Below are 13803 nucleotides of genomic sequence, written 5' to 3' on the forward strand. Positions count from 1 at the left end.
TGGCCGGCTTTATTGACCGATTACCCCATGAGGTTGTCTTTAGGAGTCATGCACATCGATACATTGAAAACTCTAGCGGTTGACGCGCTAGAAGAACTGAAAGCACGCGACATTACGCAGTTAGATGTTGCTAAATTAACCGAGGTCACCGACCTCATGTTGATTGCCAGTGGTACGTCGACCCGTCACGTTGCTGCTCTGGCGCAAAACGTAGTGGAAAAAGCCAAGGCTGCAGGACTTGGCCCTTTGGGCGTGGAAGGTGGTGATAACGCCGACTGGGTGCTGGTCGACCTGGGTGACATTGTGGTTCACGTCATGATGCCTGAGGCGCGCACGCTCTATGATTTGGAGCGGCTATGGGCCGATCTGCCGACGGATTCGGGCGCGATTGGTGAGTCGCTTGAGCGCTTTCAAGAGCGAGCCGGCATGTCATGAAAATCCGGCTGTTAGCGGTGGGAAGCAAAATGCCTGGGTGGGTAGAAGAGGGCGTGGAGACCTACCGTAAGCGGCTTCCGAGAGATTTCAATCTCGAGATCGAAGAAATTACCCTCGGCCAACGTGGCAAAAATGCAGATATCGCGAAAGCGCGCGCCCAGGAGGCGCAGCGTATTCGCGATAAGTTGCGTGGCGACGAATACGTGGTAGCACTGGAAGTGAAAGGTAAGCCATGGACCACCGAGCAGTTGGCACAAGAAGCTGACGCTTGGCGCATGGCTGGGCGGGATATTGCTTTGCTTGTAGGTGGGCCAGACGGGCTTGAGCCTTCGCTCTCAGCCGCGGCCGACAAAACCTGGTCAATCTCTCCACTGACGCTACCACATCCACTGGTACGAATTATGCTGGCCGAGCAGCTCTACCGTGCCTGGACACTATTAGTGGGTCACCCTTATCACCGTTAACGGCTGAATGGTAAGCCATTACTGTTTGTGTCCTGTTGCGCCCTTTGTTTGTTTTGAGAGTCTTCGTTGCCATGCTCAAGCGCCCCAACACGCTAAAAAACTCCGAGCAAGAACTGCGTATTTTTCGTGTTAGAGCGCTGCTCGCCGTGTTGGTGGTGTTGACCCTGGCCAGCTTGCTAACGGGGCGGCTAATTTATTTACAGATCGTCCAGCACGATATGTATAGCACGCGCTCTGAAAATAACCGGGTTCGCGTCGAACCGCTGCCGCCTAATCGGGGGTTAATTTACGATCGTAATGGCGTACTGTTAGCCGAAAACCGTCCAACCTATAACCTGACCCTCGTCCGCGAGCGCGTCGATAATCTGGATGAAACGCTGGCGCTGCTAGTAGAGCTTCTTGAGCTACCTGAAGAAGAGATTGAAGCGTTTAACGTGCGCTCACGCCAGCGTCAACGACCTTTCCAGCCAGCGCTGCTTACCAGTGATCTAAGCGAAGACCAAATTGCCCGTTTGGCAGTTAACCGCCACCGATTGCCAGGGGTGGAGATAGAGGCACAGCCGCTGCGGTTTTATCCGGATGCCGAAATAATGGCCCATGCGCTAGGTTACGTTGGTCGTATTAATGTTGAAGAGATGGAAACGCTGGATGCAGGCCGTTACGCGGGTACTCACTTTATCGGTAAAACCGGCATTGAACGTTTTTACGAAGAAGAACTTCACGGTGAGGCGGGTTTACGCAAAGTGGAAACGAACGCCCGCGGAAGAGTGCTACGAGAGCTAGGGCGCACTGACCCGGTGCCTGGGAAGAATTTAACATTGACGCTGGATAAGTCCCTCCAAATGTTGGCTTATGAATTGTTAGATGGTCGTCGCGGTTCTATCGTCGCTATTGTGCCAGCTACGGGTGAGATTCTTGCTATGGTCTCGACACCGGGTTTTGACAGTAATCAATTTGTCACCGGCATTGATGTGGCTTCTTATCGTGGTTTGCAGGAGGATCTCGATTTACCGCTCTTTAACCGTGCTATCCGTGGCCATTATCCTCCTGGCTCTACTATTAAGCCCTTTCTAGCGCTGGCCGGGTTGGTGAAAGGCGTCATTACCCCTGATAGCACGATTAATGACCCCGGTTATTATCAGTTACCCAACGACTCCCGCCGTTACCGCAACTGGTTGCGCTGGGGGCACGGTCGTGTCGATATGGAGCGTTCCCTGGCTGTTTCCAATAACACTTACTACTACACCTTGGCACATGATTTAGGTATCGATAATCTCCATGAACAGATGAGTAATTTTGGTTTTGGTCAGCGTGTCGCCCATGACGTGCAAGGAGAAAGCAGCGCATTGATGCCCTCGCGTGATTGGAAACGAGGACGCTTTAACCAGCCTTGGTATCCCGGTGAGACCCTTTCCGTGGGGATTGGGCAAGGCTACTGGCAGGTGACGCCTTTGCAGCTAGCCAGCGCCACTGCAACGCTGGCCAATCGCGGCCACTGGGTGAAGCCGCGCTTGGCGCGTCAGATTGGCGATTCCCCTGTCCCCCGTGACCTGCCCGATACCTTGGATGACATTCAGTTAGCCAATGATAACTGGTGGAACCGGGTGTTCAGCGGTATGGAGAAGGTGATTAGTGGCACCGAAGGGACAGCGCGTCGAACTGGCGTGGGCCTTGAGTACCGCATGGGCGGCAAGTCAGGCACTGCACAGGTGTTTTCGCTGGGCCAGGACCAACGCTATAACGCTGATGAGTTAGCGGAGCGGCTCCGTGACCACGCGCTGTTTATGGCCTTTGCACCGCTGGAAGACCCTCAGATTGCGGTATCCGTTATTGTTGAAAACGCAGGCGGCGGCAGTACACACGCGGCTCATTTGGCGCGTGCTATGACGGATGCCTGGTTACTTGAGGATGAAGCGCCGGACGTAGAAGAAGTACGCGAAGTGTTAGAAGAAGATAACGCCAACGTGGAGGGTAACTAACCCATGCCTTGGCATTATCTAGCGCGTTCTATGCGTGGTTACCCTGTTCGCCCGCCCGAAAGCGGCATCGCCCGGCGTAAAAGTATTTGGGAGCGAATCCATCTAGACCCCTGGCTGCTTGGCTTGCTACTGGTATTGATGGGCAGTGGTTTGATCGTTCTTTATAGCGCTTCTGGGCAATCCATTGATGCCGTGATTGCTCAGGGCGTACGGTTTTGCATCGCTCTGGTGGTAATGGTGATCATTGCCCAGTTTTCACCTTCAACTTTTTTGCGCTTCGCTCCGCTAGCCTATGGCATCGGGGTTGCCATGCTGGTTGCCGTTGATGTATTCGGTGATGTGGGTATGGGCGCTAAGCGCTGGTTGGACATTCCTGGCGTCATACGCTTTCAACCCTCGGAAATGATGAAACTGGCAGCCCCGTTAATGGTGGCGGCCTATCTTAATCGCTGTGAGTTGCCGCCGCGTCTGCGCGATATACTGGTGTGTGGGGTTATCATTGGCGTACCCGTCGTGCTGACGGCTATTCAGCCTGACTTGGGAACCTCATTGCTAGTAGCCAGTGCTGCTCTTATCGTGGTTCTGCTGGCAGGTTTGTCGTGGCGGTTGATCGGGTTTATTACGGCGTTGGGGGCTGCCGGGGTGCCGGTGTTATGGATGAATATGCATAACTACCAGCGTCAGCGCGTGTTGACTTTTTTGAACCCTGAAAGCGACCCACTGGGTTCTGGCTGGAATATCATTCAGTCAACCACCGCCATCGGTAGCGGTGGATTGTGGGGGAAAGGGTGGCTGCAGGGTACCCAGTCCCAGTTAGAGTTTTTGCCAGAGCGGCATACGGATTTCATTATTGCCGTTTTAGGCGAAGAGTTTGGTTTAGTGGGTATGCTGGTGCTGTTGTGTCTGTATCTATTAATCGTGAGCCGTGGAGTATGGATGGCAAGCGCTGCCCAGGATACCTTTGGTCGCTTAGTCGCAGGCAGTATCATCCTCACCTTTTTTATCTATGTATTTGTCAATATGGGCATGGTGAGTGGCATTCTGCCTGTCGTGGGTGTGCCGCTACCGTTGGTTAGCTTTGGCGGCACCTCAAGCGTGACCTTGTTGGCGGGTTTCGGTATTCTCATGTCCATACATGCTCATCGTCGGCTGCTGTCGCGCTAGTAAAGTTGCCCAGCCCAAACATATAGTTCAGACGCCTGTGTTGCTCGGCAATGGAGAACTCAGGAATAGATGATTCTGGAATTAATCGTTTTGGGATAAAGAGCTCAGGAGTGGAGAGTTAATGAACAAGGTTCAAGGGAAGACGAGCCGCTATTGTTTGGCAGCCATGATGTGCTGGGTAACGCCCATATCAATTGCTGATGAGCCTTCTGAGGGTGGCCAGCAAGCTGCACCACAGCACTTTGCACCTCAGCAAAATGCTGACAGCCAAGCGCTGATGGAAGAGCTAGTTGAGCAAGGGGTGCCACAAACGTGGCTGGAAGAGGCGCTCGGGCAGGCTAATTATACTCAAAGTGTATTGGACGCTATGGAAGGGGCCGCCGAGCGACGTTTAAAGTGGCATGAGTATCGCGCTATTTTCATGACCCAGCAGCGCATTGAGGAGGGCGTTGAATTTATCGATGCGCATGCTGACGCCTTGGCGCGAGCCGAAAGTACCTATGGTGTTCCCGCTGAAATAATTACCGCTATTATTGGCGTTGAAACTTACTACGGCCGTCATAAAGGCCAGCACCGTGTATTGGATTCGCTAGCCACGCTGGCGTTTCATCACCCGGTGAGAGGCGCTTTTTTTCGGGGTGAGCTGGCAGCATTTTTACGTATAGCGTATGAGCAGCAGGTTGACCCTACTGGGCTACGCGGCTCTTATGCAGGTGCCATGGGCTATCCGCAGTTTATCCCCACCAGTTACCAAGCCTATGCAGTAGATTTTGATGACGATGGCCGTCGCGATCTGTGGGAAAACCCAGTCGATGCGATTGGTAGTGTCGCTAATTACTTTGCCGAGCATAACTGGAAACCAGGGGCTGATATTTATCACCAGGCCACTGGGCCAGACGAATTGCCTAAGGAGCTATTACAGGAACTCTCGTTTAACCAAACGGCGCCTCCTGCAGTGAGTGTTGCTCAACTTGCCGTGCATGGACTGACGCCTAATGAGTCTCTTGATAGTGAATTGTTGGTCGTGCCATTGGCACTTGAGTTCGCTGATGGCGAGATTCACTATCGGTTTGGCGAGTATAATTTTTATGTGATTACTCGCTATAACCATAGTCACCTGTATGCCATGGCTGTAGCCGAGTTGGCAGAAGAGATCGCCGCACTGCACGATAAGCTGCATGAGGACGAGGTATGAATAGCAAACTGACGATAACCAGGCGTGCTGGCGGGGTAATCGCCTTGCTGGCGCTGGTCAGTGGCTGTGCTAGCAACGATACCCAGCGTATTGATGTGCCTAGCTCGGCCAATCAAGCAGCTGCCCCCAGTTCATCGGTCGCTACGAGTGACGGTCGTTATGCCATGAGTGGAGATGCCTACCCACTTGAGCCGCCGGATGTTACCAAAGTGCCCGATGCAGAGCCGCGCGTTGAGCAGCCCTCTCGAGGCGGCAACCGCTCAACCTATGAGGTATGGGGAAAAACCTACCATGTGCTGCCCGATGCCACAGGCTATGAAAAACGTGGTACGGCCTCTTGGTACGGTGAAAAATTCCATGGCTATGCGACCTCAAATGGCGAAATTTACGACATGTATAAAATGTCGGCAGCTCACCGTTCGCTGCCCTTACCCACGTTTGCTCGGGTAACCAGCTTGGATAACGGGCAATCGGTGATTGTCAGGGTAAATGATCGCGGCCCGTTTCATAGTGACCGTGAAATAGATCTCTCGTATGCGGCAGCGGCACGATTGGGCTTTCTCGACAATGGCACCGGCTCCGTTAAAGTTGAAGCGATCAACCCGGAACAGTGGCTAGCCGAGCGTGGTCGAGGGGGAAGTGGTTCTTCCCAACAAGCAAGCACTCCAGAGCCGAGGCAAGTTGCTTCAAACGCTCCGTCGGCTGTTGCCCGGCAAACGGCGTCTAATATTTCAGTATCTAATTCCTCAGTGCCTACTGCTTCAGCGCCTGCTGCGTCCTCTCGAGAATCGGTATCTCAGCCGACGCCAAGCCAAGGCGAATCAGATGGCGAAGTTTATCTACAAATTGCCGCGTTAGGGAATCCAGAAGGCGCTCAGCAGTTACAGCAGCGTTTACAGGGGGAGCAGCCTCACGACGTGCGTATTATGAGTGATGCTGACGTCTACCGTGTGCAAGTAGGTCCGATTAGGCCGGGGCAGGAGACTCAAGCACGTGAAACGCTGCGTCAAGCAGGGTTCCCCCAGGTCTTTGTTGTGCGATAATTAGCACCCTATTTATTTCTTGTGGCGCGTTTTACGCGCCGCCTTGTTTTTAAAAAAAGCTTTACAAGTAAGCTTTCAAGTAAGTGAGACTGACGTTATGAACGTGTTTACATCCATTGGTCGCTCTGCACGGCTATGCCTTTTTGCTGCAATGGCGACGGTTGCTGTGCCTGCCAGTGCACAGCAAGTTCCTCAGCCGGTAATTCCGCAACCGCAAACCATTATTCCTGCGGCTCCCCAGTTAGCGGCAAGTTCGTGGATACTCATGGATGCCAACAGTGGCCGCATCTTGGCTGAGCATAATTCCGATGAGCGTCTGCCGCCAGCGAGTTTGACCAAGCTGATGACGGCCTATTTGGTTGAGCGTGAGCTTGATCGCGGCACTATTAATCTGACTGACATGATTAATATTAGTGAGAACGCGTGGCGTACCGGCGGCTCTAAAATGTTTATCGAAGTGGGTGATCAAGTTTCAGTAGATGACCTTCTTCATGGAATCATTATTGTGTCGGGTAACGATGCCAGTGTCGCCATGGCTGAGCATTTAGCGGGTGGAGAAACGCCCTTTGCCGATCTGATGAACCAACATGCGACTCGGCTGGGAATGAATAATACAAACTTCCAAAATGCCACGGGGTTGCCGGGGGATAATCACTACTCAACTGCCCACGATATGGCGCGCTTATCCCAGCATATTATTAATGATTACCCCGACCACTATGAAATCTACTCTCAGCGCACTTTCTCTTATGGCGGCATCGACCAGCCTAACCGTAACCGCCTGCTGTGGCGCGATCCTTCGGTCGATGGCCTAAAAACCGGCTGGACAACGGAGGCGGGTTTCTGCCTAGTCTCATCGGCTAAGCGTGATGATATGCGCTTGATTTCGGTTGTGATGGGCACCACCTCTGATGAAGCGCGTGCTCAGGAAACGCAAAAGCTGCTCAGCTATGGTTTCCGCTTTTTTGAAACCATGAAGCTCTACGAGCGTGGTGCTGTTCTGGCAACGCCGCGTGTGTGGGGTGGCGACATTAACGAATTACGTGTGGGCGTCGATGAAGAGGTCTTTATGACCTTGCCGCGTAACCGTAATGAAGAGCTGCGTGCGCGCCTTAATCTGAATCCAGATCTACAGGCCCCGATTGCTATTGGTGATGAGGTCGGCACCCTTGAAGTTCATCTGGGCGACGAGGTGGTCGGTGAACGGCGACTGGTGGCCCTGGAAAACATTGAAGAGGGCGGTCTCTTTAAGCGTTTGTTTGATCAGGTGCAGCGCTTTTTTAGTGGCCTAATCAGCAACTTTACCGACTAAATATTGATTAGGTTTAAGCCGTTGGTTTTCTTTTTTGCAATGATGGGGTTGCTATGAAAAAAGGTACGCCACAGGGACTGCGTGATTTGCGCCAACCAGCGGTTCAAGAGCCGCCTAAAATCACTTTTCCTTGTGATTACTCGTTAAAGGTCGTCGGCGATGCTGCTGAAGACTTTCCTGCTTGTGTGTGCCAGGTCATTGTGCGCCATGCGCCTGATTTCGACGCTACGACAATGCAGGTAGTTGATAGCCGTAATGGTCGTTTCCAATCGGTTCGTGTGGTGATTAGAGCGACCGGAGAGCAGCACATTAAAGAGCTGTTTGAGGCGCTAAAAGCCACCGGCCGTGTCCATATGGTGGTGTAAGCGTGAGCGACGCCGTGCCAATCAGGCTGCATTACTTAGGGCGCCAACCCTATCTTCCTGTTTGGGAGGCAATGCGTGCGCTGACCGATACGCGCGATGCCAATACCCCTGATCAGTTCTGGTTGGTCGAGCACGATCCTGTGTTTACTCAAGGGCAGGCAGGCAAGCCAGAGCATTTGCTTTTGCCCGGCGATATTCCGGTAGTGCATACGGATAGGGGCGGGCAGGTGACCTACCACGGCCCTGGGCAAGTGGTGCTGTATCCGTTGCTGGATGTACGACGAGGTAAAATTGGCGTGCGCGATTTAGTTACTGCATTGGAGAATGCGGTAATTGATGTTTTAAGCAGCTATGGGGTAAGCGCGCGTGCGCGCCCCGATGCGCCAGGGGTCTATGTCATGACAGCGGCGGGTGAGGCCAAAATTGCCTCATTAGGTCTACGTATTCGGCGTGGTGCAAGCTTTCATGGCGTGGCATTAAATGTCGATGGCGATCTAGCGCCTTTTTTACGAATTAACCCCTGCGGTTATGCAGGTATGCCCATGGTGAGGTTGGCCGATTTTACGGCACTGCCAAGTGATCATCGGGTCGGAGAGCAGTTGGCGAAAGCGCTAGCCAAACGGCTAAATCGTGAATTAGTCAGTGTAGATAGCTCGCCCCTGTAAAAAGGGAGCCACTGGCTCCCCGTTTCAGCAAACTCTATAGCGCTAGAGTTAGGCCTATCCTACGTTTAGCGCTGGAATAATGTTGGGATTCGCTTCTTGTTCCTGACCAGGAATTGCAGCGGGTGAGGCGAGCCCCAGGTTGTTCTTTTCAAACACGCGATCAGCGCGATAGCTGGAGCGCACCAGCGGGCCCGAAGGCACTTCCATAAAGCCTTTCTCCAAACCGATCACGCGGTAGCGGTCAAACTCTTCTGGCGTTACCCAGCGCTCTACCGACAAGTGATTTTTGGTTGGACGCAGATATTGACCAAGCGTGACGATATCGACACCGATTTCACGCAGATCATCAAAAGTCTGCAAAATCTCTTCGTCAGTTTCCCCCAGCCCCAGCATCAAACTGGTTTTGGTGATGATGTCAGGACGGTAGCGCTTGGCATGGGCAAGCACATCAAGCGTTTTACGATAACCGGCTCGCCGATCGCGTACACGGCCTGTTAATCGTTCAACGGTTTCAACATTTTGGGCAAATACTTGTAACCCAGAATCAACAACGCGCTCAATAGCACTCAGCTCGCCATCGAAGTCAGGCGTTAAGGCTTCCACGACTACTTCAGGCGTGCGCGCTTTAATGGCACTAATACAGTTGGCATAGTGCGATGCACCGCCATCGTCGAGATCGTCACGGTCTACCGAGGTGAGCACGATGTAACGAAGGCCCATTAACTCCACAGACTTCGCGGTGTTTTCAGGTTCTTCATGATCGAGCCAGCCTTGTGGGTTGCCGGTATCTACCGCGCAGAATCGACAGGCGCGGGTGCATACTGACCCCATAAGCATGATGGTCGCCGTACCGTTGCTCCAGCACTCGCCCATATTGGGGCAATGAGATTCAGCGCAAACGGTGCTCAGTCGGTGAGTGGCGACGTTTTTCTTGACCGCCTCAAAGCGCTCCCCTCCAGGGATCTGTGCGCGCAGCCACTTGGGCTTGCGTTCAAGAGAAGGGGCTTCTGCCTGCGCTTTGCGCTGCTTCATGCCATCCTTGATCACCGACATGCCATGTTCATTACGGAATTTTTCACCGCTAGACACGCGTTGCGGAGGGATATTGCTCATAGGGACAGAGCCTCTCTTTTGTGCGGTAGGCCAAGTACGTTTGCGGGCGTTAAGCCCTTACAAGACCTGCCAATTGATACCTGATTAATTAATACGAAGTGAATCCGATATTTCATCGTGCTAATAGCTACTAATGTAACATATCTCACTGTCAACAGGACACCGCATGACCCTAGGGCGCAAGCATTGGCAGGCAAGCGACGCCGTGGCTCGGTAACGGGCTTGAAGGCGCTTGAAAGTGGCGGCGATAATCGGGTAAGTGCTCACGGATAAAGCTTAAGAAAAGCTCTGCCACCGGTGTGGGAAAACGTTTCCGCGCATACACCGTGCACCAGGATCGGTGGATCGGGAAATCGGGAAGCCCAAGCTCAAAAAGTAACCCTTGCTCAAGTTCAAGCTGTACCGCCAAGCGGGGGAGAACGGCAACGCCTAAGTGGGCCATGACTCCGCCTTTAATTGCTTCATTGGTGCCCAGCTCAATACAGTGGGGAAGGGCGACCTGCTGATTGGCGGCCATTTGTTCAAAGGCATTGCGCACGCCAGAGCCTGGCTCGCGCATCAATACGTAGTGGCGTGCAAAGTCTGCCAGAGAGGGCTCTGGCATGGAAAGCAAGGGGTGTTCCGGCCAAACCACCGCGATTAATTCATTATCAAGAATTGGCATCACTACTAAGCGATCATCCTCTGGCACCATCGCCATAATAACGAGATCGTCCTGCTGCTCAGTCAACCGCTCTAGGGCTTGGCTGCGGTTGCATACCTTTAAGCGAACGTGCACCTCTGGGTAGTGAGCACGGAACCGGGCGAGTAAGTAAGGCACCACATATTGAGCCGAGGATACTGCCGCAATATTAAGTTCGCCGCTTATTTTGCCGTTAATGTCCGATAGGTTCATTTCCAGACGTGAAAGCTGACCAAAAATTTCTCGTGTCGAATGGGCGAGCGTGTCGGCGGCGGGAAGTGTGTGGAGCGTTTTGCCCGCGTAGTTAAAAAGCGGCTGACCCAGTGCCAGCTCAAGCTGGCGTATTTGTGCGCTCACCGCGGGCTGAGTAAGTCCCAGCTGCTCAGCTGCGCGAGAATAAGAGCGTTGCCGGTGCACCGCCTGGAAGACCTGTAGTTGCCGAAATGTAAGGCGATTGAGCAGAGTAGGGGATGACATAGCAACCTCATAGTGAACACCCTTTAATGTCGCTAGGACTAATGCCAAATACAGGCTTTATCGTCAGCGCAACGCATGCTAACACTGAATCTTTGGCGCTGCTTAAAGAGAGCTATGTCACCCCATTAGTCGTAATTATTAGGGGTAAAGATCGACGTCACGCACGTAGTGGCCTAAACTATATTGCATTGCAGCATCCTGATTGCTGCCCGGTTTGATGCCGGCGCATCATCCCAATGGGAGAACCTATGAACTTTCTCGCCAATCCTTTGCTCTCCACCAGCGCTTTTACTGACGCCTGGCTAAAGCAACAAAATGGTTCCACAGCGTTGCCAAGTAGTGAAACGATCGCTTCCTTGTTCGACCCATTTGGGTTTGGACGGGCGGCTTTCGGTTACTGGCGCGATAGCATGGAGCGTAGCGTTTTGTACCTGGACGTTATGCGCGAGCGTGGTAATCAGTACCTTGAGCATATGGAGCAAACCAAGCCCAGTGTGTTGGGGTTTGATACCGAAGTGCTGATGGATGGACGGACGCTACCGCAGCCAACTAACTATGAACTGCTGCGCGTACTGCCCCATGAAGGGACTGAAACTGACCTACAAAAACGTCCTTTTGTAGTGATCGACCCGCGAGCGGGGCATGGGCCAGGGATTGGTGGCTTTAAGCCAGACAGCGAGTTGGGGGTGGCGCTAAAAGCGGGGCATCCCTGCTACTTTATTGGTTTTTTACCTTTTCCTGAGCCGGGTCAAACCGTCGAGGATGTAGTTGATTCAGAAATTGCATTTCTACGCCATGTAATCGAGCTTCACCCCGAAACCACCGAAAAGCCAATGGTGGTGGGCAATTGCCAAGCAGGCTGGCAAATCATGATGGCGGCCGCACTAGAGCCAGATGTGTTTGGGCCGATCCTTATTGCCGGTGCGCCGCTTTCTTATTGGGCGGGCGAGCATGGTAAAGCCCCAATGCGTTATACGGGCGGTATGACCGGGGGTAGTTGGATTACGGCACTCACTAGCGATATTGGCAATGGCCTGTTTGACGGGGCGTGGCTGGTGCAGAATTTTGAGCGCCTCAACCCGGCTAATACGTACTGGAAAAAACAGTATCACCTTTACGATAACATCGATACAGAAGCGGGCCGATACCTCGACTTTGAACGCTGGTGGGGCGGTCACGTCCTGTTGGGCGGTGAAGAAATTCAATATATTGTCGATAATCTGTTTGTTGGCAATCGACTTTCTACCGCGCAGTTGGTGACTCGTGATGGGCGCCGAATCGACCTACGGAATGTGCGCTCACCGATCGTGGTGTTCTGTTCTCGTGGGGACGATATTACCCCGCCGCCGCAAGCGTTGGGCTGGATTCGTGATTTATATGAAAACACAGATGACATCATCGCCAACGAGCAAACTATCGTCTATTGCCAGCATGATACTACCGGCCACCTAGGTATATTTGTTTCGGGTAGCGTGTCGCGCAAAGAGCATACCGAATTCACTGCCAATATGGATTACATCGACGTACTACCGCCTGGGCTGTACGAAACCTCCATATCCCCGGCGGAAAAGGGCGAAGATGCTGACCTGTTCGAGCGTGATTATCTGCTCGAATTTATGCCGCGTAACTTTAAAGAGTTAGATCAGGCAGTGATGCACAAGCCTGAGGATGATCGTCGCTTTGCCACCGTGGCGCGTATATCAGAAATTAATCTGGGGCTGTATCGGATATTTATGCAGCCCTGGCTAAAAGCTATTATGACGCCGGAAGCTGCCCGCTTTATTCGTCGTATGCACCCGATCCGGCTGGGCTACAAACTGCTTTCCGACCGTAACCCGCTTTCCGTGCCGTTACCGGTAATGGCAGAAGCGGTGCGTAAAAATCGTCACCCTGTGTCTCAAGATAATCTGTTTAAAGCACTTGAAACCATGGGCTCTGACCAGTTGGTTGCAAGCCTCAATGCGGTGCGCGACTTACGCGATAGTAGCACCGAAAAAATGTTTATGGATATTTACGGCCAGCCGCTGTTGCAGGCCGCCGTGGGCCTTTATGGCGATGCTCATGTGCATCGCCGCCGCCCCGGGGCTGAGCCCGAGCACCGCCGCTTCATGGAGCAGCGTCAGGAAGCGCTGCGCGAGAAAATTACCCACGGCGGTGCGCATGAAGCGGTTATGCGCTCGCTGATCTACGTGCTCGGCGGTGCTCCAGCCACGGATGAGCGTAACTTTAAGCGGTTACGCGCCTCCCGTGCCGAGCTTGAGCCAGGCATAGAGCTGAGTGAATTTAAACGCCTAGTGCGCGAGCAGTTCTTTATCTTGAAGCTGGATCGTGAGCAAGCACTGAATGCACTGCCTATTTTGCTCAAGGGTAATAGCAACGACGATATCGATGGTTATATTAGCCATCTTGAGCACGTGTTTGCCGCCAGTGGCGAGCTTACGGAGCATGCTGCAAATCGCTTTGTTCAGATAAAGGCGCTTTTTGATCAGGCACGGACTAGCAAAAAGGAAACACCTGCTTCTCCTAACGCTGCCAAGACAAAGGCGAAAACACCAGCAAAGTCACAAACCGCCAAGACTGGTGTGGTTGGTAAAGCTGATAAAGAAGGTATTAAACCAGAAGCTACCAAACCGAAAGCTGCTAAATCAGAAGCTATCAAACCCAAGCAGGAAGCTGTTAAATCGGAAGGAGCTAGTCAGGCAAAAGCTAATGCAGAAGAAGCTAAGCCAAAAGCAGCTAAGCTAACCTCTGTTGAGTCCTCGGCTGTGCCTGACAAAGCAGAGGGAAAAGCCACTAAACCCTCTGCAACCGATGAGGAAAGCACCAAGTCAACAGTGAAATCTGACAGCGCTAACGGCGGTAGTAAGCCATCTGACAAACGCTAAAACAGTGCGTTAGCTTACAGCGCC

At 52.8% G+C, this 13803-nt stretch carries 12 protein-coding genes; 10 read left to right on the plus strand and 2 right to left on the minus strand.

Annotated features, from left to right (window positions below; translation table 11 throughout):
• The first annotated feature begins 48 nt into the window (after positions 1-48).
• The 9 genes from rsfS to lipB all read left to right on the plus strand — a co-directional run bounded on the left by rsfS (position 49) and on the right by lipB (position 8622).
• Positions 49-435 (plus strand): ribosome silencing factor, encoded by a 387-nt coding sequence (gene rsfS, locus CXF87_RS05040; protein WP_008956614.1) that lies wholly within the window; start codon positions 49-51, stop codon positions 433-435.
• A complete protein-coding gene (gene rlmH, locus CXF87_RS05045; RefSeq protein WP_008956613.1) occupies positions 432-899 on the plus strand; it encodes a 23S rRNA (pseudouridine(1915)-N(3))-methyltransferase RlmH in 468 nt (155 codons plus the stop codon). The genes rsfS and rlmH overlap by 4 nt, the downstream gene beginning before the upstream one ends.
• A 71-nt stretch (positions 900-970) precedes the next feature.
• Positions 971-2878 carry a penicillin-binding protein 2 gene (mrdA, locus tag CXF87_RS05050; RefSeq protein WP_101145738.1) on the plus strand — a complete coding sequence of 636 codons (1908 nt, stop codon included), beginning with the start codon at positions 971-973 and terminating at the stop codon, positions 2876-2878.
• A gap of 3 nt (positions 2879-2881) precedes the next feature.
• A complete protein-coding gene (gene rodA / locus CXF87_RS05055; protein ID WP_101145739.1) occupies positions 2882-4042 on the plus strand; it encodes a rod shape-determining protein RodA in 1161 nt (386 codons plus the stop codon).
• Positions 4043-4163: 121 nt separating this feature from the next.
• A complete protein-coding gene (gene mltB, locus CXF87_RS05060) occupies positions 4164-5237 on the plus strand; it encodes a lytic murein transglycosylase B (protein ID WP_101145740.1) in 1074 nt (357 codons plus the stop codon).
• The gene (locus CXF87_RS05065; RefSeq protein WP_101145741.1) at positions 5234-6280 is read left to right on the plus strand and encodes a septal ring lytic transglycosylase RlpA family protein; all 1047 of its coding nucleotides are present in this window, start codon (positions 5234-5236) and stop codon (positions 6278-6280) included. Before mltB ends, CXF87_RS05065 begins: the two co-directional genes overlap by 4 nt.
• 97 nt (positions 6281-6377) lie before the next feature.
• Positions 6378-7592: a D-alanyl-D-alanine carboxypeptidase family protein gene (locus tag CXF87_RS05070; protein ID WP_101145742.1), complete on the plus strand. Its 1215-nt coding sequence runs from the start codon at positions 6378-6380 to the stop codon at positions 7590-7592.
• A 53-nt stretch (positions 7593-7645) separates the two neighbouring features.
• A complete protein-coding gene (locus tag CXF87_RS05075; RefSeq protein WP_035557238.1) occupies positions 7646-7957 on the plus strand; it encodes an HP0495 family protein in 312 nt (103 codons plus the stop codon).
• Between the two features lie 2 nt (positions 7958-7959).
• Complete coding sequence (gene lipB / locus CXF87_RS05080) at positions 7960-8622, plus strand: lipoyl(octanoyl) transferase LipB (RefSeq protein WP_035586226.1); 663 nt, start codon at positions 7960-7962, stop codon at positions 8620-8622.
• Between the two features lie 54 nt (positions 8623-8676).
• Here lipB and lipA read toward each other — a convergent pair whose 3' ends face one another.
• Positions 8677-9735, minus strand: coding sequence for a lipoyl synthase (gene lipA, locus CXF87_RS05085; RefSeq protein WP_008956605.1), 1059 nt, complete (start codon positions 9733-9735; stop codon positions 8677-8679).
• A 172-nt stretch (positions 9736-9907) separates the two neighbouring features.
• Positions 9908-10894 (minus strand): LysR family transcriptional regulator, encoded by a 987-nt coding sequence (locus tag CXF87_RS05090; RefSeq protein WP_008956604.1) that lies wholly within the window; start codon positions 10892-10894, stop codon positions 9908-9910.
• A 248-nt stretch (positions 10895-11142) separates the two neighbouring features.
• On the opposite strand from CXF87_RS05090, the gene CXF87_RS05095 reads away from it, so the two are divergent.
• Positions 11143-13779: a DUF3141 domain-containing protein gene (locus CXF87_RS05095; protein WP_101145743.1), complete on the plus strand. Its 2637-nt coding sequence runs from the start codon at positions 11143-11145 to the stop codon at positions 13777-13779.
• Positions 13780-13803 lie beyond the last annotated feature (24 nt).

Origin of the sequence: Halomonas sp. MES3-P3E (assembly GCF_002836035.1) — a bacterium.
GTDB classification, from domain to species: Bacteria; Pseudomonadota; Gammaproteobacteria; order Pseudomonadales; family Halomonadaceae; genus Vreelandella; species Vreelandella arctica.

What these genes read in the sequence shown, in the direction of transcription:
- rodA (WP_101145739.1), top strand. Translation starts at nt 2,882, where the DNA reads ATGCCTTGGCATTATCTAGCGCGTTCTATGCGTGGTTACCCTGTTCGC.
- CXF87_RS05070 (WP_101145742.1), top strand. Translation starts at nt 6,378, where the DNA reads ATGAACGTGTTTACATCCATTGGTCGCTCTGCACGGCTATGCCTTTTT.
- CXF87_RS05065 (WP_101145741.1), top strand. Translation starts at nt 5,234, where the DNA reads ATGAATAGCAAACTGACGATAACCAGGCGTGCTGGCGGGGTAATCGCC.
- CXF87_RS05075 (WP_035557238.1), top strand. Translation starts at nt 7,646, where the DNA reads ATGAAAAAAGGTACGCCACAGGGACTGCGTGATTTGCGCCAACCAGCG.
- mrdA (WP_101145738.1), top strand. Translation starts at nt 971, where the DNA reads ATGCTCAAGCGCCCCAACACGCTAAAAAACTCCGAGCAAGAACTGCGT.
- mltB (WP_101145740.1), top strand. Translation starts at nt 4,164, where the DNA reads ATGAACAAGGTTCAAGGGAAGACGAGCCGCTATTGTTTGGCAGCCATG.
- lipA (WP_008956605.1), bottom strand. Translation starts at nt 9,735, where the DNA reads ATGAGCAATATCCCTCCGCAACGCGTGTCTAGCGGTGAAAAATTCCGT.
- CXF87_RS05095 (WP_101145743.1), top strand. Translation starts at nt 11,143, where the DNA reads ATGAACTTTCTCGCCAATCCTTTGCTCTCCACCAGCGCTTTTACTGAC.
- rsfS (WP_008956614.1), top strand. Translation starts at nt 49, where the DNA reads ATGCACATCGATACATTGAAAACTCTAGCGGTTGACGCGCTAGAAGAA.
- CXF87_RS05090 (WP_008956604.1), bottom strand. Translation starts at nt 10,894, where the DNA reads ATGTCATCCCCTACTCTGCTCAATCGCCTTACATTTCGGCAACTACAG.
- rlmH (WP_008956613.1), top strand. Translation starts at nt 432, where the DNA reads ATGAAAATCCGGCTGTTAGCGGTGGGAAGCAAAATGCCTGGGTGGGTA.